Annotated in this window: 24 protein-coding genes; 16 read left to right on the forward strand and 8 right to left on the reverse strand. The window is 41.8% G+C overall.

All coding sequences use genetic code 11. The features are described from left to right. Positions 1-52: 52 nt before the first annotated feature. A complete protein-coding gene (locus QT711_RS06150) occupies positions 53-1,267 on the forward strand; it encodes an argininosuccinate synthase (protein WP_317942657.1) in 1,215 nt (404 codons plus the stop codon). 201 nt (positions 1,268-1,468) lie between these two features. Continuing rightward, a complete protein-coding gene (locus QT711_RS06155) occupies positions 1,469-2,050 on the forward strand; it encodes a YdcF family protein (protein ID WP_317942659.1) in 582 nt (193 codons plus the stop codon). A gap of 57 nt (positions 2,051-2,107) precedes the next feature. Here QT711_RS06155 and QT711_RS06160 read toward each other — a convergent pair whose 3' ends face one another. Continuing rightward, positions 2,108-2,893, reverse strand: coding sequence for a histidinol-phosphatase HisJ family protein (locus QT711_RS06160; RefSeq protein WP_317942661.1), 786 nt, complete (start codon positions 2,891-2,893; stop codon positions 2,108-2,110). Between the two features lie 102 nt (positions 2,894-2,995). Between QT711_RS06160 and hisZ the strand changes: the two genes are divergently transcribed. From hisZ to rlmN, 10 genes are all read left to right on the forward strand, one after another. Next, positions 2,996-4,207 (forward strand): ATP phosphoribosyltransferase regulatory subunit, encoded by a 1,212-nt coding sequence (gene hisZ, locus QT711_RS06165; protein WP_317942663.1) that lies wholly within the window; start codon positions 2,996-2,998, stop codon positions 4,205-4,207. Next, on the forward strand, positions 4,195-4,824 hold the full coding sequence (hisG, locus tag QT711_RS06170) for an ATP phosphoribosyltransferase (RefSeq protein WP_317942664.1): 630 nt from the start codon (positions 4,195-4,197) through the stop codon (positions 4,822-4,824). The genes hisZ and hisG overlap by 13 nt, the downstream gene beginning before the upstream one ends. Further along, on the forward strand, positions 4,821-6,101 hold the full coding sequence (gene hisD, locus QT711_RS06175) for a histidinol dehydrogenase (protein ID WP_317942665.1): 1,281 nt from the start codon (positions 4,821-4,823) through the stop codon (positions 6,099-6,101). Before hisG ends, hisD begins: the two co-directional genes overlap by 4 nt. Continuing rightward, positions 6,098-6,682, forward strand: a complete 585-nt coding sequence (hisB, locus tag QT711_RS06180) for an imidazoleglycerol-phosphate dehydratase HisB (protein ID WP_317942668.1) — start codon at positions 6,098-6,100, stop codon at positions 6,680-6,682. The genes hisD and hisB overlap by 4 nt, the downstream gene beginning before the upstream one ends. A gap of 13 nt (positions 6,683-6,695) precedes the next feature. Then, complete coding sequence (gene hisA / locus QT711_RS06185) at positions 6,696-7,412, forward strand: 1-(5-phosphoribosyl)-5-[(5-phosphoribosylamino)methylideneamino]imidazole-4-carboxamide isomerase (RefSeq protein WP_317942670.1); 717 nt, start codon at positions 6,696-6,698, stop codon at positions 7,410-7,412. Then, positions 7,409-8,170: an imidazole glycerol phosphate synthase subunit HisF gene (gene hisF / locus QT711_RS06190; RefSeq protein ID WP_317942672.1), complete on the forward strand. Its 762-nt coding sequence runs from the start codon at positions 7,409-7,411 to the stop codon at positions 8,168-8,170. The genes hisA and hisF overlap by 4 nt, the downstream gene beginning before the upstream one ends. A 6-nt stretch (positions 8,171-8,176) precedes the next feature. Next, positions 8,177-8,812, forward strand: coding sequence for a bifunctional phosphoribosyl-AMP cyclohydrolase/phosphoribosyl-ATP diphosphatase HisIE (hisIE, locus tag QT711_RS06195; protein WP_317942676.1), 636 nt, complete (start codon positions 8,177-8,179; stop codon positions 8,810-8,812). Beyond that, positions 8,805-9,860 carry a histidinol-phosphate transaminase gene (gene hisC, locus QT711_RS06200; protein WP_317942678.1) on the forward strand — a complete coding sequence of 352 codons (1,056 nt, stop codon included), beginning with the start codon at positions 8,805-8,807 and terminating at the stop codon, positions 9,858-9,860. The genes hisIE and hisC overlap by 8 nt, the downstream gene beginning before the upstream one ends. 76 nt (positions 9,861-9,936) lie before the next feature. After that, positions 9,937-10,128 carry a hypothetical protein gene (locus QT711_RS06205; RefSeq protein WP_317942680.1) on the forward strand — a complete coding sequence of 64 codons (192 nt, stop codon included), beginning with the start codon at positions 9,937-9,939 and terminating at the stop codon, positions 10,126-10,128. A 107-nt stretch (positions 10,129-10,235) separates the two neighbouring features. Beyond that, positions 10,236-11,306, forward strand: a complete 1,071-nt coding sequence (gene rlmN / locus QT711_RS06210) for a 23S rRNA (adenine(2503)-C(2))-methyltransferase RlmN (RefSeq protein WP_317942682.1) — start codon at positions 10,236-10,238, stop codon at positions 11,304-11,306. 397 nt (positions 11,307-11,703) lie between these two features. On the opposite strand, the gene QT711_RS06215 is transcribed toward rlmN, so the two are convergent. From QT711_RS06215 to QT711_RS06245, 7 genes are all read right to left on the reverse strand, one after another. Next, positions 11,704-13,134, reverse strand: a complete 1,431-nt coding sequence (locus tag QT711_RS06215) for a tyrosine phenol-lyase (RefSeq protein WP_317942684.1) — start codon at positions 13,132-13,134, stop codon at positions 11,704-11,706. A gap of 249 nt (positions 13,135-13,383) precedes the next feature. After that, entirely contained in the window at positions 13,384-13,764 is a 381-nt protein-coding gene (locus QT711_RS06220; RefSeq protein ID WP_317942685.1) for a hypothetical protein, read from the reverse strand. Between the two features lie 112 nt (positions 13,765-13,876). Further along, positions 13,877-14,197: a general stress protein gene (locus QT711_RS06225; RefSeq protein WP_317942686.1), complete on the reverse strand. Its 321-nt coding sequence runs from the start codon at positions 14,195-14,197 to the stop codon at positions 13,877-13,879. An 82-nt stretch (positions 14,198-14,279) separates the two neighbouring features. Continuing rightward, the gene (locus QT711_RS06230; RefSeq protein WP_317942687.1) at positions 14,280-14,591 is read right to left on the reverse strand and encodes a hypothetical protein; all 312 of its coding nucleotides are present in this window, start codon (positions 14,589-14,591) and stop codon (positions 14,280-14,282) included. Between the two features lie 69 nt (positions 14,592-14,660). Then, complete coding sequence (locus QT711_RS06235; RefSeq protein ID WP_317942689.1) at positions 14,661-15,230, reverse strand: SCO family protein; 570 nt, start codon at positions 15,228-15,230, stop codon at positions 14,661-14,663. Further along, positions 15,223-16,536 carry a sensor histidine kinase gene (locus tag QT711_RS06240; protein WP_317942691.1) on the reverse strand — a complete coding sequence of 438 codons (1,314 nt, stop codon included), beginning with the start codon at positions 16,534-16,536 and terminating at the stop codon, positions 15,223-15,225. The genes QT711_RS06235 and QT711_RS06240 overlap by 8 nt, the downstream gene beginning before the upstream one ends. Before the next feature lie 110 nt (positions 16,537-16,646). Further along, entirely contained in the window at positions 16,647-17,324 is a 678-nt protein-coding gene (locus tag QT711_RS06245) for a response regulator transcription factor (protein ID WP_317942693.1), read from the reverse strand. A gap of 160 nt (positions 17,325-17,484) precedes the next feature. Here QT711_RS06245 and QT711_RS06250 point away from each other — a divergent pair, with 160 nt between their 5' ends. From QT711_RS06250 to QT711_RS06265, 4 genes are all read left to right on the forward strand, one after another. Next, positions 17,485-18,276 carry a FixH family protein gene (locus QT711_RS06250; protein WP_317942695.1) on the forward strand — a complete coding sequence of 264 codons (792 nt, stop codon included), beginning with the start codon at positions 17,485-17,487 and terminating at the stop codon, positions 18,274-18,276. A gap of 163 nt (positions 18,277-18,439) precedes the next feature. Then, positions 18,440-18,772: an ASCH domain-containing protein gene (locus QT711_RS06255; protein ID WP_317943009.1), complete on the forward strand. Its 333-nt coding sequence runs from the start codon at positions 18,440-18,442 to the stop codon at positions 18,770-18,772. An 8-nt stretch (positions 18,773-18,780) separates the two neighbouring features. Further along, entirely contained in the window at positions 18,781-19,221 is a 441-nt protein-coding gene (locus tag QT711_RS06260) for a hypothetical protein (protein ID WP_317942697.1), read from the forward strand. Positions 19,222-19,342: 121 nt separating this feature from the next. Further along, positions 19,343-20,194, forward strand: coding sequence for a GNAT family N-acetyltransferase (locus tag QT711_RS06265; protein WP_317942698.1), 852 nt, complete (start codon positions 19,343-19,345; stop codon positions 20,192-20,194). Position 20,195: the final 1 nt, after the last annotated feature.

Consider the following 20,195-nt stretch of genomic DNA (forward strand, 5'->3'; position numbering starts at 1 on the left):
ATACGTAATGGTGAATAAAAATACATAAACGTGTATAAGGAGGACGATAGATATGAACAAGATGAAAGTGGTTTTAGCTTACTCAGGTGGCCTTGATACGTCGGTAGCGGTGCAATGGTTAACCGATAAAGGGTACGATGTTGTTGCTTGTTGTTTGGATGTTGGAGAGGGTAAAGACTTGAATTTTATTCAACAAAAAGCGTTGCAAGTTGGGGCGGTCAATAGTTATGTCATTGATGCGAAAGAAGAGTTCGCGCAGGAGTATGCATTGCTCGCTTTACAAGCGCGAACGTATTATGAAGATAAATATCCACTTGTTTCGGCTCTGTCTCGTCCTTTGATTTCTAAGAAACTTGTAGAAGTCGCACACCAGGAAAATGCGACGGCTGTTGCCCATGGTTGCACTGGAAAAGGGAATGACCAAGTTCGTTTTGAAGTGGCAATTAAAGCACTCGATCCTTCACTAGAGGTCATTGCGCCTGTTCGTGAGTGGAGTTGGTCGCGTGAGGAAGAGATTGCGTATGCTAAAGAAAAAAACATTCCGATACCTATCAATCTTGACAGTCCGTATTCGATCGACCAAAACTTGTGGGGGCGCAGCAATGAATGTGGAATTTTAGAGGATCCTTGGGCAGCTCCACCTGAAGAGGCATATGGCCTTACTTCATCCATTGAACATGCACCTGACCAACCAGATATCATCGAGATTGCATTCGAAAAAGGAGTTCCAGTAAGTATCGATGGTAAGCACTATCCATTAAGTGAACTCATTTTAACTTTGAATGAGATCGCAGGGAAACATGGTGTCGGCAGAATCGATCATGTGGAAAACCGTCTTGTCGGCATTAAATCACGTGAAGTGTATGAATGTCCGGGTGCTATTACTTTGTTAAAGGCGCATAAAGAACTGGAAGACATTACGCTTGTGAAAGATGTCGCCCATTTCAAGCCACTTGTTTCTCAGAAGTTAAGCGAGCTCATCTATAATGGGTTATGGTTTTCTCCGTTACGCAACGCATTGGAGGCATTTATTAAAGACACTCAACAATATGTCAATGGAGTTGTCCGTGTTAAACTTTTCAAAGGCCATGCAATTGTGGAAGGAAGAAAGTCGACTAATTCGCTTTATGATGAAAAGCTGGCAACCTATACGTCAGATGATCAATTCGACCAGTCAGCGGCTATCGGATTCATCCAGCTATGGGGCTTGCCGACAGAAGTGCATAGTACGGTGAATAAACAACAAACGGTTAAAAGCAGCTTATAAAACAAAAATGCATGAAGGTCAACTCGCCTCCATGCATTTTTTCATGTTTCTATTCTCTTTCAAAATTGTCTACGTCTTCTTCTATCCAAAGGAAACCTTACTCATTTCTAAAACGTCTAACTTGCAAGTTAGTTTGATGAGGGGATTTTTCAATTTAGCGAATCTCCGACATATACTCATCTACATGGAGCAGGTGACGCGTTGAAAAATAAGAAAAAGTTGGGGATATTCATCGGTATGGTCGTTACGATTTCGGGGCTTGTCTTTTGGTTATGGCCAGGGAAGTTAATGGTAGATGCGTTGAAACCAGAAGCGGACGGTTCAAAACCTTACGCCATTATACTAGGGGCAAAAGTGAATGGGACGACACCTTCACTTTCTTTACGGTATCGATTAGAATCTGCAGTTGCTTATGCTAATGCGCATCCTCACGTGACATTCATCCTGTCAGGTGGACAAGGACCTGATGAAGACATCAGTGAAGCCAAAGCAATGTGGAATTACATGGTCGAGCATGGAATAGACGAGGAGCGATTAGTACTCGAATCGACATCGACTTCCACGTATGAGAATCTAGTGAATTCCAAGAAGTTGTTGCCGGAAGGTGTTCAGGAAGTGACAATCATTACGAGTGATTATCATATAGCCCGCGCTCGAATGATTGCTAAAAAACTAGATCTAGAAACAGACATCGTTGCAGCAAAAACGCCGGCATCCGTAAAAGCACAACAGCAGTTCCGTGAACGATTGGCGTTGATTAAAACAAAAATAGTTGGGAAATGAGGAGAACCGCATGACACCCATTTAGGTGCTATGCGGTTCGTTTGTTTAGAAACATCTTCAGATTGCGTGGAAAGTCGGCTGTAACTTATCAAAAGTTGTAACATAGCGAAAACCAATCGACTTCAACAATTCGCGTGATTCTTGGAATTGAAAACCGATGTCATCTGGTTTATGCGCATCTGATCCAAGTGTGATCATTTCACCGCCGCATTCTTTATAGAGCTTTAGTATGTCATCACTTGGTAATCCGTTTGGCAAGCCATACCGGACACCTGACGTATTTAATTCAATCCCTTTGCCCGCAGGAATGATTAGTTGAAAGATTTCTCGTAATACATCATGGAAATTATTTTGCACGAGTTGAGGCGCATACCGTTTAATTAAATCAATATGCCCTAAAATAGAGTAATTCTCAAAGTGCTTCACACAATGTAGCAACTCGTCATAATACAGTTGCGATGCTTCCTCAACGGTGCGCCCTTCAAAAATCTCTCCGAAATGTAATCCTTTTCTTTGGACGGTATGTAATGAACAGATGATGAAATCAAATGTTTCCTCTTTTACCAATTCATTGTATTGATCTAAAATATGAGGTTGGACACCGAATTCCACGCCTTTTTTAAGTCGAATTTGATTTGCATATTTATGTTGTAACGTATCAATGCGTTCAGCATATTTTTTTTTATCAAAGTCAAACACAAAATTTTCATCAGGGTAATCGTAATCGATATGCTCCGTAAAACAAATCTCCGAAAGCCCTTTTGCAATTGCCCCTTTCACCATTTCTTCCATCTCCACAGTACAATCTGCAGAAAAAGAGCTATGCATATGGTAATCAAACATAAAAAATTCCTCCTATCAGTTGACAAACAATCATAATAGTCTTATAGTACTTTATAACTTTAGTTAAGTAAAGTGATGAAGTGACAAAGCGGGGTGCTGAAATTGAACACTTTTTTACAACGAAATCAGCAATTTACACAAGTCATCGATGTGTTAAGCAAACGATTTGCGACATACGGTTATGCACGCATGAAAACAGCTGCATTTGAAAAATACGATTTGTATTCACATGTGACGAGCTCGGTAAAACGGCAAGAAATGGTGAAAGTCATTGACACGAATGGGGAAGTTCTTGTCCTAAGACCTGACGTGACAATTCCACTTACACAGGAATTGTCTCATGACCGAAACGAACTCACAAGAGAATACCGTTTCTTTTATATTCAGGAAGTGTTTAGACAGCAAGTTGGACAATCGATGAAAACTGAGCGTACACAAGCCGGTGTTGAGTATTTTAGTAAATGCTCTCCAGAAGCTGATGCCGAAGTAATTGCATTGGCTATTCAGACGATGCAGGACTTAGGATGGCAGAACATAACAATTGAACTTGGCCATGCAGCTATTTTAAACGGTTTGATTGAAGGGCTTGGGTTTGACGAGAACAATCAGAATTCCTTAAAGTCGTTGATTCAAGCGAAAAATATAGTAGAACTACGACCGTTTCTTGCTTCTCTTTCGGTAGACAAGACAATGATACATGCTGTAGAACAAATTCCGACTTTCTATGGCAAACCACACGACGTGTTGCAACGTGCGAAGCAGATTTTAACTGCACCTGACATGCAACAGACAATCGCATATATCGAAGAGGTTTACAGAATATTAGTACTCTATGGCTTAGAAGACTACCTCGTCATAGACTTTGGATTAATTAATGATATGGACTATTATTCTGGGGTTCTCTTTCAAGGTTATGTTGAACGGGTTGGTAAACCGGTCTTAATGGGCGGACGCTACGATGATCTTGGCAAAGCATTCGGGGCTGAACTACCTGCTATCGGTTTCGCATGTGATATCGAATCCATTGTGGACGCACTGTATGCAAATCATGCACCACAATCTTTAAATGACGTAACGATCTTTTATGAACCCGATGAGTTAGCACAAGCAATCGAACTGGCATCTGCTTTGCGCAATCGACAATTCAAAGTCGTTTCGGTTCCTTATACGAAAGAACGGTTACAAGCAGAAAACAGTACGTTCACCATTCATATGCGGGAAGGGAAGAAGACGATTCACAAAAATGGGAGCGTGGAACAATTTACAAGCATCGAGGATTTTGTGCGAAAAGGAGTGTTTCTGTGGAACAGTTAACGGTTGCTATGGCAAAAGGACGCACTGCAACGAAGGCGATGAAGCTTTTTGAACAAGCAGGCATCTACTTTTCGAGTTTACAGGATGATAGTCGGAAATTAGTGTTGACCGATGATTCTGGTCAAGTGAAATTGATTTTTGTGAAGGCTGTAGACGTTCCGACATACGTGGAGAAGGGTGCAGCTGACATCGGGATTATCGGGAAAGATGTCCTGCTCGAAGATCCAAAAGACGTGTATGAGATGGTAGATTTGCGGATATCTGCTTGTAAACTTGTCGTTGCAGGTTTTCCAGGACCGTATCCAAACACACAACTGACAGTCGCTTCAAAATATCCACATGTAGCTAAGACGTTTTTTACGAATAAAGGGATTCGCACAGATGTCATAACGTTGAATGGATCTGTCGAACTGGCACCATTGATTGGAATGGCAGATGTCATCGTTGATATTGTAGAAACTGGAAAGACGTTAAAAGAGAATGGATTAGTTGTTCTTGAAGAAATTGCCGATAGCAGCGCAAGACTCATTGTGAATAAAGCAAGCTTTGCGATTAAAACGGCTGTAATTCAACAACTAATTGGGAGTGTGAAAGAAGGAATGGGGGTGAGCACGTGAAGATACTACGTGCTTCGGAATTTTTGACAGAGTGGCGGATTCGCAATCTACAATCTGTGGATCTTGCAATTGATCAACAGGTACTAGCAATCCTTCAAGAAGTCCGTAAAAATGGGGACGCTGCGCTAAAAGCATATACAAAACAGTTTGATGGGATAGATATCGGATCTTTCATCGTTACGAAAGAAGAAATTGATGCGGCCTATGCAAATGTGTCAGATGCGTTTCTATCATCTCTCGTTCAAGCGAAACAGCGGATAGCTACCTACCATGCAGAACAGAAAGAACGCTCTTGGTTCATTCAACAACCAAAAGGTGTGATGCTTGGCCAACAGGTGACGCCGATTGAACGAGTTGGTGTCTATGTACCAGGGGGGAAAGCGGCTTATCCATCTACCGTACTGATGAATGTGATTCCGGCGAAAATTGCTGGTGTTCAGCATATTGCCATTACGACGCCACCTCAAGCAGACGGCTCTGTCAACCCTGCTGTATTAGTGGCAGCACGTGAAGCTGGAGCGGATATTGTGTACAAAGTCGGTGGAGCGCAAGCAATTGCGGCGCTAGCGTACGGCACGGAGACCATTGAGAAAGTACATAAAATTACTGGGCCCGGAAATGCGTATGTGGCGCGCGCGAAGAAATGGGTATTCGGGGATGTCGGGATTGATATGATCGCAGGTCCAAGTGAAATTTGTATTTTGGCAGATGAAACGGCAAATCCGGTATATGTCGCTGCGGATTTATTATCTCAAGCGGAACATGACGAGCAAGCTGCGGCTATTTGTGTCACGACAGATAAAGTGTTTGCTGACAAGTTAGCGGTTGAAGTGCAAAAACAAGTAAAGCAGATGGATCGCGTACAAATCGCAACTAAATCGATAGAAGATGCAGGTCGTATTGTCGTCGTCGAATCAGTACAAGAAGCGATCGATGTTGTGAATGAAATCGCTTCTGAACATTTGCAAATCATGGTGCAAAACCCGATGGAAATACTTCCGTTCATTCGAAATGCAGGGGCAATTTTTCTAGGTGACTATTCTCCTGAAGCGTTAGGTGATTACGTCGCAGGACCGAATCATACGTTGCCGACAAGTGGTACGGCAGTTTTTGCTTCACCGTTAGGCGTTTATGATTTCATGAAAAAATCTAGCATCATTCATTATACAAAAGAGGCGTTTGAGGAAGTTGCCGACGATATCATCGTATTGGCAGAAACGGAAAGGTTAAGCGGTCATGCACAATCGATACGCGTGCGGAAGGGGGAGCAGAAATGAGACGTAAAAAGATTACACGTCGAACGGCAGAAACGACGATTGACTTGGACTTTGCAATTGATGGTACAGGCAAAACCAATTTGGAGACGGGTGTTGGTTTTTTTGACCATATGCTGACATTGTTCGCAAGTCACGGCAGATTCGACTTGACTGTGAAATGTGAAGGGGACCTTGTTGTCGATCAACACCATTCAGTAGAAGATGTAGGCATTGTCCTAGGGCAAGCTTTCCAAGCGAGTATCGGTTCAAAAGAAGGCATTGAACGTTATGCAACGGTATCGACTCCGATGGATGAAGCGTTAGCGACCGTTTCTCTCGATATTAGTGGGCGCTCATTCCTTGTTTATAACGTGGAAGGCTTAAAAGAAAAAGTGGGCGAATTTGATACGGAACTCGTCGAGGAATTTTTCTTGGCGTTCACTCGACATGCAGGAGTTACGTTGCATATTAATTTGGCATATGGTAAAAACAGCCATCATATCATCGAGTCGATTTTTAAAAGTTTTGGTAGAGCGATGCGTTTAGCGAGTGCAATCAATCCAGACATTAAAGGGATTCCTTCCACGAAAGGGACATTATAAGGGGGCGTAATGAATGATTTTATTTCCAGCGATTGATATTCGGGACGGCAAATGTGTCCGTCTAGTCCAAGGTGATTACGGTAAGGAGATGATCTATCATGACTCCCCAGCTGAAATGGCCAAGCAATGGGAACGACAAGGTGCCACCTATATACATGTCGTTGATCTCGACGGTGCGAAAACAGGGAATTCATTGAATGAAAAAGCGATTGCGGAAATCGTGCAAACTGTATCAGTTCCCATACAAGTTGGTGGCGGAATTAGAACGATGGACCAGGTCGATGCGTATTGTGATCTAGGCGTCAGCCGCATCATCATTGGTACAGCGGCCATCGAGAATCCGACATTCGTCAAAGAGGCAGTTGCAACGTATGGAGAAAAAATCGCTGTGTCAATCGATGCAAGGAATGGATTTGTGGCGACAAATGGCTGGACTGAAACGAGCGCTGTAAAAGCTGTTGACCTTCTAAAAGAACTTGCGGTGATGGGCATTAAAACCGTTGTCTATACGGACATTTTGAAAGATGGGATGTTGCAAGGACCGAACTTTGAGGAACTGCAATTGATGCATGAAGCATCACATATCTACATTATTGCATCAGGTGGCGTATCGACGGAACAGGAAATTGCAAAGTTAAGAGACATGCAACTGTACGGAGCGATTATCGGAAAAGCATTGTATGAAGGAAACATATCATTAGAAACCGTGATGGAGGCGAATAGCATATGACAAAGCGTATTATTCCGTGTATGGATGTCGACAATCGAAAAGTCGTCAAAGGGAAGAAATTTCTAGATGTACAAGAAGTGGCAGATCCTCTTACATTAGCGAAAAAATATGTCGCGGATGGTGCAGATGAACTCGTATTCTATGATATTTCTGCTTCTACGAAAAATCGTGGAATGTTTCTGGACCTAATCGAAGAGATTGCGAAAGAAGTACCCATTCCTTTCATCGTCGGCGGAGGTATTCGTACCATTGAAGATGTAGAGAAAATCTTCTCACTAGGTGGCAATAAAGTATCCATAAACAGTGCCGCACTAACAAATCCGTCTTTAATTCAACAAGTGGCTGAGCGGTTCGGCTCGGAGAAAGTCATGCTATCGATGGACGTGCGGAAAACGGGGCCAGGCAAATGGACAGTGTTTGCAAAAGGCGGTATGGAAGAGACCGCAATCGATGCAATTGAGTGGGCGAAAAAAGGCGAACAACTCGGTGCAGGAGAGCTCGTTGTCAACAGCATTGATGAAGACGGTGTAAAAGACGGTTATGACATCGAGTTGAACAAAGCGATGGCCGAGGCAGTAAACATTCCAATTGTTGCAAGTGGCGGTGCAGGGAAGCTCGAACACTTTGCTGAAGTGCTTACTGAAGGTAAAGCAGACGCTGCACTTGCTGCATCCGTCTTTCACTTTGAAGAAGTCAATATTGGTGAATTAAAAGCCTATTTACAACAACAAAATCTCCTTGTCGGACAAAAAGGATGAGCGACTATGGATATCAATACACTTTCATTTAACGAAAACGGATTACTTCCTGCGATTGTGCAAGACGAGCAAACAGGTGAAGTGCTTATGCTTGCATACATGAACAAAGAAGCGATTGAACGGACGCTTGAAACAGGAGAGGCTTGGTTTTATAGTCGTTCCAGACAACAATTGTGGCATAAAGGCGCGACATCCGGCAATCGCCAACTCGTCAAACGCATTTCATTGGATTGCGATAACGATACTCTACTTTTACAAGTGGAGCCCATTGGTCCGGCCTGTCATACAGGGGAACAATCCTGTTTCTTTCAGACAATCCAAGAAGAACAGCCTTCGGTTAACAGCGTTGTCGGTGAAGTTGTCCGTGAAATTAAAGAACGACGAGACAATGCTGTAAAGGGCTCCTATACGTCGTATTTATTCCAAGAAGGCGTCGATAAAATCTTGAAAAAAATTGGTGAAGAAACGACTGAAGTGGTCATCGCAGCGAAAAATCGTGACAAAGATGAACTGGCGAATGAGTTGGCAGACTTAACGTATCATACACTTGTTTTGATGGAGTTGTTAGAAGTGTCAGTGGAGGACGTGAAAAAAGTGCTTCGGGATCGAAGGCCGAAGAAAGAAGTGTTGCGTGTTGAGTAACTATTGGAGTGACATGGTGAAACGGACAGAGCCGTATGTGCCCGGCGAGCAACTGAATCGATCGGACATTATTAAATTGAATACAAATGAAAACCCGTATCCTCCAAGCCCACGTGTGAAAGAAGCAATCTTACGTGAAATGGATGGACAGTTACAGAAGTATCCTTCACCAAGTGCAACCCCGCTGCGTTCCGTCATTGCAAGCCACTTCGGTGTTACAGAGCAAGAAGTGTTTGTCGGTAACGGTTCGGATGAAGTGCTCGCGTTTTCATTCATGGCTTTTTTTCACCAACATAGGAAGATTAGATTTCCAGAAGTAACGTATAGTTTTTATCCAGTCTATGCAAAGTTGTTTGCAATTCCGTATGAAACGGTACCATTGAATGCCGACTTTACATTGGATGTCGATGCTTTTTTTCATTCCGAAGGCGGTGTCATCCTTCCAAATCCAAATGCACCGACTAGTCTCTATGAGGACATATCGTCCATCGAACAGATTCTTCAAAAGAATCCTGAGACAGTCGTAATCGTTGACGAGGCTTACATCGACTTCGGGGGAACTTCCGCGATTGAACTAACTAGCCGTTACGACAATCTTCTCGTCGTCCAGACGACTTCAAAGTCCAGATCCTTAGCAGGAATGCGTGTTGGCTATGCAATCGGCAATCCGGTATTGATTGACGCATTAATGCGTATTAAAGACTCATTTAATTCCTACACGGTAGATCGATTAGCAATGGTGGCGGCTACTGCTGCAATTGATGACGATGCATATTTCAAAAGGACAACTGAAAAAATTGTACAGACACGAGAGTTAGCAATATCCGCGCTTCAACAAGTTGGATTCACCGTTTTGCCATCGAAGACAAACTTTGTTTTTGCAACACATGCATCTGTTCAAGCAGAGACGTTGTATAAGCAGTTAAAGGAAAATAACATCCTCGTCCGTCATTTCAATGCGCCTTTCATTGACAACTATTTACGCATTTCAATTGGTACCGATGAACAAATGGAAATGCTCCTTACAACTTTACGGAAAATACTGTAGATAAAAAATTTGTTGTCGAAGAATTGTGATAGACTGTTATACTATTAGTAAAGGGAAATTGTCCTGGAGAAGGTAGGTGTCTATCATGAATATGCCTAAATATATTGACGTTGCACTGATCATTTTTTTAAGTTATTTTGCCTTTGATCGTTTCACAACTGGACAAACAGGTATCGGCATAATGTTTTCAGTGCTTGCATTGTTGAATGTGTTCGTCCTCACAGTCAAAATCAAGCAGGATAAAAAACAAGCGAATGAACCAAAATAAGAGAAGAACCAAAAGCTGCGATTCAAGAAATCCAGCTTTTTTTCTTCGGTTTTCATACTAAATATGTTATACTTACTGAATGCGAACTTTAGAAGTGAGGAATTGACATGAAAAAATCAATTTACGGGTTAACGTTGGAACAGCTAACAACTTGGTTAGTGGACAATGGACAAAAGAAATTCCGTGCTGCACAAGTATGGGACTGGCTATACAAAAAGCGGATCAGCAGTTTTGCAGACATGAAAAATATAAATAAAGACTGTCTTCAATTGTTAGAGGAGAACTTTGCGATTCAAACATTGGAGCAAGCGGTCAAACAAGTATCCGATGACGGAACGATTAAATTCCTTTTCAAAATGCAAGACGGGAATCTAATCGAAACGGTACTGATGAAATTCCCATATGGTCAATCGGTCTGCGTAACGACACAAGTCGGTTGCAACATCGGCTGTAGTTTTTGTGCAAGTGGATTATTGAAAAAGAACCGCGATTTGGATGCAGGCGAAATTGTTGGCCAAATTATGATGGTGCAGGCACATTTAGATGAACTTGGCGAAGATGAACGCGTCAGTCATATTGTTGTCATGGGAATCGGAGAACCGTTCGATAACTATACGAACTTGATGAGCTTCCTACGGGTTGTCAATGACCAACAAGGTCTTTCAATCGGTGCACGTCACATTACGGTTTCCACAAGTGGATTAACACCTAAAATCCGTGATTTTGCGGACGAAAACATTCAAATCAACTTGGCCGTCTCTTTGCACGCACCGAATAATGATTTGCGAACAAGCATAATGAAAATCAACAAAGCATATCCAATCGAAAAACTGATGGATGCAATTGACTACTATTTGGAGACGACAAATCGTCGAATTACATTTGAATACATCTTGCTAAATGATGTCAATGACCACGTAGCAGAAGCTGAACAATTGGCGAAACTACTTTATAAAAAACGCCACTTGTCCTATGTCAACTTGATTCCATACAATCCAGTCGACGAACACGGACAATACCAACGCAGTACACCTGAAGCGATTAAAGCGTTTTATGAAACACTAAAGAAACGTGGCATTAACTGCGGTGTCCGTCTTGAACACGGAACAGACATCGATGCAGCATGCGGTCAGCTTCGCAGTAAGCAAATTAAGAAAGACAAAGAAAAAGCAAAATGATAAAAAAGTAGAGGAAGGAATGAATAATTCCTACTCTACTTTTTTTGCTTACAATAAAAATTACTGGTTTTTTACATTTCTTGCGTTTTAACACACATTTTCTTTCGGTAAATGACAGCAATGTCCTTAAGCTTAGTTCATGTTGAATCATCTTGATTGTCAATGAAGCCGTCTGGAAAACCGTTATACTGTCTGTCATAAACGCTGCACATTAAATGAAACACTAGTTTGTTAAAAGCATTTGGCGCGATAGTGAACTTTCATGTCAAAGAACTCCGCGCGTGTCAGATCGTTCTTCATTTCAATCCTCAGAAAGAGAAATTATCCTATAACGGCTCATAATCTCCCAGAACGCCGCATATCTCTCCGAAACGCCGCATTCCTCCCAAAAATCCACTCAAGAAATCTGCTTTACTTTGTTCTCTTCATCGATTAGTTTCCCGCTTTCTGCCAACGGTGCAAAGCGTGCATTGAAGAACCGTAATGTCGGTGGCTCATACACCATCTTTAATCCGCAAATCCAATCCCGCTTTTCGTACAATGACAAAATCGAATCCACAACGACATCCATATGATTATTCGTATACACACGTCGTGGAATCGTCAACCTCACTAATTCTAAGTTCGGCTTTATATGCTCCCCAGTTTGAATATCTCGACCAGCAGACACAATGCCACGCTCCATGCTCCGTACACCCGAATCTACATACAATGCCGCCGCAAGCGCCTGAGCAGGAAATTTTTCTTGGGCTAGGTGAGGGAGGAAAGCTTTAGCGTCCAGGAATACCGCGTGACCACCAATCGGTTGGACAATTGGAATGCCTGCATCCAACAATTGTTGCCCTAAATGGCGCACTTGGCCGATCCGGTGTTCAATGTAATGATCATCGACAGCTTCACGTATCCCGATCGCCATTGCTTCCATATCACGTCCTGCCATCCCACCATAAGAAGGCATCCCTTCATAGACGACGACAAGTTCACGTGACCGAATATAAAGTTCCTCATCATTCATCGCTAGGAATCCACCAATATTCACAAGACAATCTTTCTTTCCACTCATCGTACAGCCGTCCGAATAGGAAAGCATCTCCTTCAAAATGCTCGCAATCGTTCGATCCCCATACCCATCTTCTCGCTCCTTAATAAAGTAAGCGTTTTCAACACAACGCGTGGCATCGAGCATGACGTCAATCGAATAAGATTGGCACAGTTCATAGACATCCTTCATATTTTGCATACTGACTGGCTGTCCGCCAGCTAGATTCACAGTGACTGCAAGACAAACATAAGGAATTTTGTTAGCACCAACTCTATCAATTAACGCTTGTAGTTTTGTTAGATCAACATTCCCTTTAAAAGGTAGGTTGATCGAAGGATCGTGTGCTTCGTCAATGATAATATCGACAAATGTAGCGCCATTCATTTCTTGGTGAGCACGAGTCGTCGTGAAATACATATTACCAGGAACAAAATCGCCTTCTTTGATTTTTAACTGCGATAAAATATTCTCTGCTCCACGTCCTTGATGTGTCGGTAACACATATTCATACCCATATACGTCGCGCACTGCCTGCTCTAACTGTTTCCAGCTCTTGCTGCCAGCATACGCTTCGTCTCCCGTCATGAGCGCTCCCCATTGCGCATCACTCATGGCTGTTGTTCCACTATCGGTTAGTAAATCAATATACACATCTTGCGAATCAATGAGAAACGTATTAAATCCAGCACGCTTCAATGATTCTTCACGTTCCGTACGCGACAACATCGATAACGTTTCCACGCTTTTAATCTTGTACGGTTCTGCTGTTCTACGTTTGATATTCATCAACCCCTTTTTTATTTTCTCCCCCCTCATACTATAGCGAGTACCGCTTTAATGTTCAATCTATTAAAAGTAGTTCGACAATAGTAGTGTGAATACGACAAATTTTGAATGAATGATTCTCTATGAATATGCTGTAAAATTGCTGAATAAAATTAAGGCAGCCTTGGTGAATGTTTGCTCCTAACGCTACGCTTTTACTCACGACAAAAAAACAACCCACTTAAAAGAGTAAGTAGGTTGCTTAGACAATTAAGATTCTTTCCCCTTCATCTTACGAATCGCAATCACAATAAATTGAACAATGATCGCTACACCAAAACCGAATGAAGTGATCATATATAACGATAAAACACCAATGACGTCGCCAAATCCGTCTGTATTCATAAGGAAGCTTCTAAAAAACTCTGCAAAGGCAAGTACAAGCGCTACCATGAAAACCCTGTAAGCGATTTTCATGTTGTAAAAGAGCATGACAGCCGCAATGATGCCAACGGTCAAGCTAAATACGCCGAATGCTAAATAATTTTTAAATGTCAATTCTGTTCCTAAAATCGTCCGTATACCCAAAATGAGTAGAACGAAGGAAGTCAGCCCTGTAAAAAAGCCGATTTTCCATAATTTACTGTCCATAACTTCGCACCCTCTCTCCGTACATATCATACAAGAAAACGAGGGAGGAGGGTAGGGAAATGTAAAACAGCTCACACTTAGAAGTCTAGTGCGAGCTGTCGAACAATCATTATTATTTACGAGCAATCAATACAAGTTTACCGTGATCAAGTTCACGTTCCGCATCAGCAGCATCTTCTGCTGTCAAACCAGCTGCTTCCATCTTGTTACGTAACTCGTCACCGCGTGAAGAAAACATGTTTTTCATACTATCGAGGAAGCCTTGTTCCTGCATCCCGACAGATTCTGTATCAAGTGCGTCTGTAATATCATCAGATCGTTTTTTATCGTGCGCGAAGATATAGATGTCGTCATGTGTAAAACCTTGGCGCGTCAATTCTTCAATCTCACTTTTTGCTTGTACGGCATTTTCTACAATTCTCTTAACTGTCATGTCAACATTACCTCCATATCGTATTTGTTGTATATATACCTCAATACGCTATTTTTAAACAAGGAACGTTTACAAAGTCCAGTTAGTATTCGATCGAATTGCCTTTTAATCTACGATAGGCGCTCATGAATTCTTTCGGATCCGTTTGGACGCCGTATGTGAACACACCTTGGTTTGTATGGAGATAAAAGAGGCCAGTGCCGTTGGAAAAAGGGCGATAGGACATATCCAGAACAGTTTCCAACGAAAAGGTACGCTCTGACGTTGTTACCATCTCTACATGCAACGTCATGCTGTTTGCTTGTTGTTCCTGTTTCTGTTGAAACCATTCAATCGACCGCTCGATTGTAAAGTAGGTCAATGTTGAAATAGGGGCATTGTTCGGTTCAGTCAAGTGGATTCCTCCCGGGCAAGTCTTGTTCTTATGCTATCAGATTTTTACTCCCGTTCCAAAGAATCACCATCATTGTAGATAACGTTTCACTTCTTTTAGCAACTTTTCTTCAAAATCATCTTCTGCATAGTTAAATTCATTTACAATAAAACCTTCTGGATTGATCAAATAAAAGTTTGTCCCATGAATGACTTGGTCGGACGTTTTAGGTTTTTGAACGATAGTTTGAAACTGTTCTAACGCTAGGTTTTTGATGGCTTCTTGAGAGTAGCCCGTCAAAAGATGCCAATTCGAATCATCTTCCGTAAATTGTGTCACATATGCTTTGAGTTTTTCAGGTGTATCAACCATCGGATCAACCGTAAAAGAAACGAATTGAACGTCCAACTCTTGCTCGCTAGCCATTTGTTGAAGTTCTGCCATTTCAAACGTCATTGGAGGACAGACTGTTTCACATTCAGTGAAAATAAAATTGGCAACCCAAACCTCACCTTTTAAATCATCTGTACCAAAAGATTCTCCATCTTGATCCGTAAATGAAAAGGATGCGATTTGCCTACCAGACTGTTGAGGCGAACTACAAGCTGCTAACAGTACCAGCGTCAGAAGGAGCAAGTGAATGAATTTGCGATTATTCATTAGACATCCCATCTTTCTGTTCAGTCGGTGTACGATTGATGCGTATATTCACAGTCGTTCCTGTAACAGGATCGCTTGTAATTGTGAATGTGCCACCATGTAATCGAACGATTTCTTTAACAATAGATAGTCCGAGACCCGAGCCGCCTGTTGTTCGATTCCGTGCTTTATCGGTTCTGAAAAAACGTTCTCCGAGTCGTTGTAAATCCTCCGTTGCAATGGATATTCCTTCATTCGTCACTATGAATTCAACAAATTGTCCATCTTCTTTCAAGTGAACAAGTAGCTTTCCACTCTTCGTTGAATACTTTACGGCATTATCAAGAACGTTGTAGAAAACTTGTTGAATCCGTTGTGCATCACCGATGATGACAATGTCTTCTTCAATTATTGTTTCTAAATGTAACCCTTTTTCAGCGATTCGCACGTGGAATAAATGAAGTGTATCCAATACGATTTGTGCTAATGCTATCGGTTCGCGCTTTAAAACGTATAAGTCACCTTGCAAATGATTGAGCTCCACTAAATCATTGATGAGTTTGTTTAAACGACCCGTCTCTTTTTCAATCGTGCTTAAATAGCTTTCTGCTTCTTCAGGTGAAGAGTAGATTTTGTCTTTTAACGCTTGTGTATACCCACCGATATACGTCAACGGCGTCCGTAATTCATGGACAATGTTTGACGTGAATTCTTTCTTACGTTCCTCTTGTTGCTTCAAGGATTCACTCATCGAGTTAAAAGCGTTCGCCAGTTGTCCGATCTCATCTTCACGTTCTACGGCAATTCGATTCTGATAGTTGCCTTTTGACACTTCCGTTGAAAATTGCTGCAACTGACGTAACGGATTGAACAACGATCGCCAAGCGCGATTAATGATTAGAAAAAGAATGAAAAAGAACAGCGATCCGACAATGAGCAACAAGGGAATGCTTTCTCGAAAAACATCTTGAATGGCAGCGAGCGGTACATAAATATAAATGAAGCCGATTAGACCGTCCTCGCCTTTAATTGGAAAGATGGCACCAAGTATTTCACGATCCAATTCCTCCACATAGCCTTCTTTTAAGACGTAAGAACCTTTTTCAAGCTTGGCATAGTCAGAAGCATTCACTAAATCCTTTGTGTTGATTTTATACGGGAAGTATGAAGTTAACTCTTCCAATTCATCCACTACAATGATTTCATATTCAGAAACAATGTTGTACCATTGAATCTTTTCAATAATCTCTTCACTTAATTCGCCATAATGATAGTGCGAAGTGGTCCGCTTTCCTTGATAGATAATGGATTCCTCAATGCTCGACAAATACAAGTTGGAATAAAGGAAGTGGAGAAAGAAAAAAGAAAAAAGGATCGTAAAAGCAATACTCGCAAGAAGTATGGCTAATATTTTTTTGCTCAAGGTGAGCCTTTTCATCATTTCACCTCAAATTTATAGCCGATGCCCCATACTGTTTCGATCAAATCACCCGATTCACCCATTTTGAGTCGGAGTGTTTTTATATGTGTATCAACTGTACGATCGGTACTTTGGTGTTGGTCTCCCCATACAAGTTCCAATAATTGCTCTCTCGTATAGACACGGCCAGCGTTTTTTGCTAACGTTTCCAGGATGCCGAATTCCTTTAACGTCAACGATAAAGGTTGATTGTTTAATTGAACCGTATGCGCCATATGATCAATGACGAGTGGACCAATCCTCAAAATATGTGAGGTGGTGTTTTGCTGATACGTTCTTCGCAAGACCGATTCGATGCGTGCAAGTAATTCACCCGGCATGAACGGTTTGACGACATAATCGTCACCACCAAGTTTCAGTCCCTCGATTTTATCCCATTCTTCCCCTTTAGCCGACAAAAATAGTAGAGGGATGTTTGTTGTCCGTTTCATCTCTTTTGCAAAAGCAAACCCATCCATATAAGGCATCATCACATCAACAATACATAAATGCGGTTGCATTTTATACACCTTCGCCAAGGCATCTACACCGTCTGTCGCTTCCTCGACTGTATAACCGTCTCGTTCTAAAAACGTGCGAATAAGTTTCCTCATTTGTGGTTCATCATCTATGATTAATATTGAATAAGGTTTCATACACGACCCTCTTTTCAGCTTCATGATTGTGGTAAATAATAGCTGGAATATATGAAATACTTGTGAAGTGAGTGACTTCATAGTAATTTCTTATTTACTTGATACTATCATACTGAACAAAAAATGTTTGTGTAAATAAATGAATGTGGAGGTCTTTTGAATGAAGAAAAAATTGAGTGCAATCGGACTACTGGTAGGATTGCTCGTATTGGCAGCATGCGGAAAAGCCGAAGAGGCAGATCAGGGGTCTTCTACAGAAGTGCTCCCATTAGACGTGGAACTCACTGTTACGGAACAAGCTGAAATTGGCGAAACGGTTACGATGGAAGCGGTTGTCACTTATGGGGATGAAAAAGTAGAAGATGCCGACAAAGTTGTATTTGAAGTGTGGGAAGAAGGGAAAAAAGAAGATTCTATTATGATCGATGCTGTAAATGAAAAGGATGGTTCATACACAGCTGAAACGACGTTTGACCATGATGGCTTGTTTCATATCCAATCCCACGTTGATGCAAAACAATTGCATTCGATGCCTGTGAAAAAAGTGACAATCGGCCATGGGGCTTCTGCAGAAGAGACGCATGAGGAAGGGCACGATGATGACCACGGTGAGGGACATGAAGAAGGACACGGCGCGCATGAACATGGGCATACGGATGGTTTTGCCCTTCATTTTGTAAATCCCGAAAACTCAACAACGACTGCTGGAACTGAACTGATGACACACTTACAAATTGACGGTAAACCACTTGAACAAGCAGATGTACGGTATGAAATTTCTAGTGAAGTACTTGGCGATAAGCATTTATGGGTAGATGCATCGGAAACCGTAGCTGGTGAATATACAGCAACTCACACTTTTGAAAAAGCGGGCTCTTACGTTGTGAAAATACATGTGAAAAACGATGATGGATTGCATGAGCATGAAGAGTACACAGTTGAAGTGAAGTAAAGTAACGATTTCTTCAGCTGAATTTCAATTGAATGATGTAGCAACTGACAAGAGTCTCAACGGCTCTTGTTTTTTAGTGGCATAATGAATGGGAATAAAAAAATGGATATAATTACGTCTTCCATATAAAATAGAACTACTAGAAAAGGAGCGGTGATTGTTTATGATTGAATATCCAGAAAAAACGTGTTCAGTGGAGCGGCTTGTAACCGTGCCAGCAGATGTTGAAAGAGTGTTAAAAGGAGAGAAAACAGCTACCCGAAGAAATGGTGTCTATGCTTATCCAGATGAGATTATGGAATTGGATGGGAAACAATTCAAAGTCGATAAATTATATCGTCAACAACTTGGCGAAATGACGGATGAACACGCAAAGCAAGAAGGGTATCCTTCGTTGGAAGACTATAAACAATCCATTCTTGCCTTGCACCCAAAGATGCCTTGGCTGCCGACAATGAAGGTGTGGGTCCACGAGTTCAGCCCAGTAGAAAAGTAAGCTAACCGATGAACTATTTTTATGGTGCACTCGTCTATGCCCATGTAGTATCCGCTGTCCTCGCAATCGGACCATTATTTCTGCTGTTGCCAATCATTAAGCGGTTACGGAGAAGTGAACTTCCATACGAAAGTGCCTATTTGTCCATTATTTATGTAACGGTTCGTTTGGTCATGCACGCTGGTCACGTTCTTGTGGGCACTGGCGTTCTACTTGTACTTCTTGGGCCTTGGCCATGGTATACATCCTGGGTCATTGCAACGCTTATCGTCTTGCTCATTTCCGGATTTTTCCTAGCGACTGGCTTTTCGAAAGTACTAAAAAACTATTATTTATCCTCAAACAACAAGGAAGTCATTTTGACAAGGCTACAACGGACATGTTGGATCTATATCGTGCTAATGTTAGTCATGCTGTGGCTAATGGTTCAAAAACCGGTATTATGGTGATTTTATATGCATCATGTACTGGAAGGGATGTGCATAAATGGTGCACATCCTTTTTATGTGCAAAGGTGACAATTCAAACCTTTCAAGCTATAATGCATAGAAAAGAAATGGGGAAACGATTATGCAATGGACGCGCTATCATGATGCAGAGAAGTTTGCTAGCATTGCTGAACCGATTGTCATGAAACAAGAAGACGTGTTCAGCCTATTTTTAGGAGTTCTTCAGGCAATTAAACAAGGAAAATATAAAAACCCTTTTCTTGCTACTGTAGAGGAAGGCAATGACATTTTAGCTATTGTGCAAATGACACCGCCGCACCCTTTGAACGTAGTCATCGTGAATGAAAGTCGAATGGAAGAAGTGATTGCCTTCCTAATCCATAACTTGGTCGCCAGCAATGTGGAGGTTCCGGGTGTCATTAGTTTGAAACCGTGGGCGTCCCTCTTTGCGAGTGAATGGTGTACAACAACTGGTCAGCAGCAGAAGTTGCTGATGGATCAAGGACTTTATCGATTAGATGAAGTCGATGACTCGTTACAATTGAGTCCTGGGGAATGGCGGTTTGCCACTGAAGAGGACAGTCCGTTAATTGAAGAGTGGATTACACTTTTTGAAGAGGATACACATCTACCTAAAAGTCCACAATCTACAGTTAAAGAACGTGCCGCTACTTTCATTGCAGCAAGGGAAATATTTCTTTGGGTCAACGGTGGAGAAGTTGTTTCCATGATGAAGAAAGCGAGACCAACAGAAAATAGTGTCACAATTTCCTTAGTGTTCACACCGAAAGCGGAACGGAAAAAAGGGTATGCAAGAACAATGGTCCTGGAAGGTTCCAAGGAATTGTTAAAGGACTATCAATTCTGTGTTTTGTATACAGACATGTTAAATCCGACTTCGAATAAAATTTATCAAGAAATTGGCTATAAGCGAATTGCGGATTCGGTCCATATTGGGTTTACAGAGTGCTAAA

This window comes from Sporosarcina saromensis, from assembly GCF_033253735.1.
Taxonomy (GTDB): domain Bacteria; phylum Bacillota; class Bacilli; order Bacillales_A; family Planococcaceae; genus Sporosarcina; species Sporosarcina saromensis.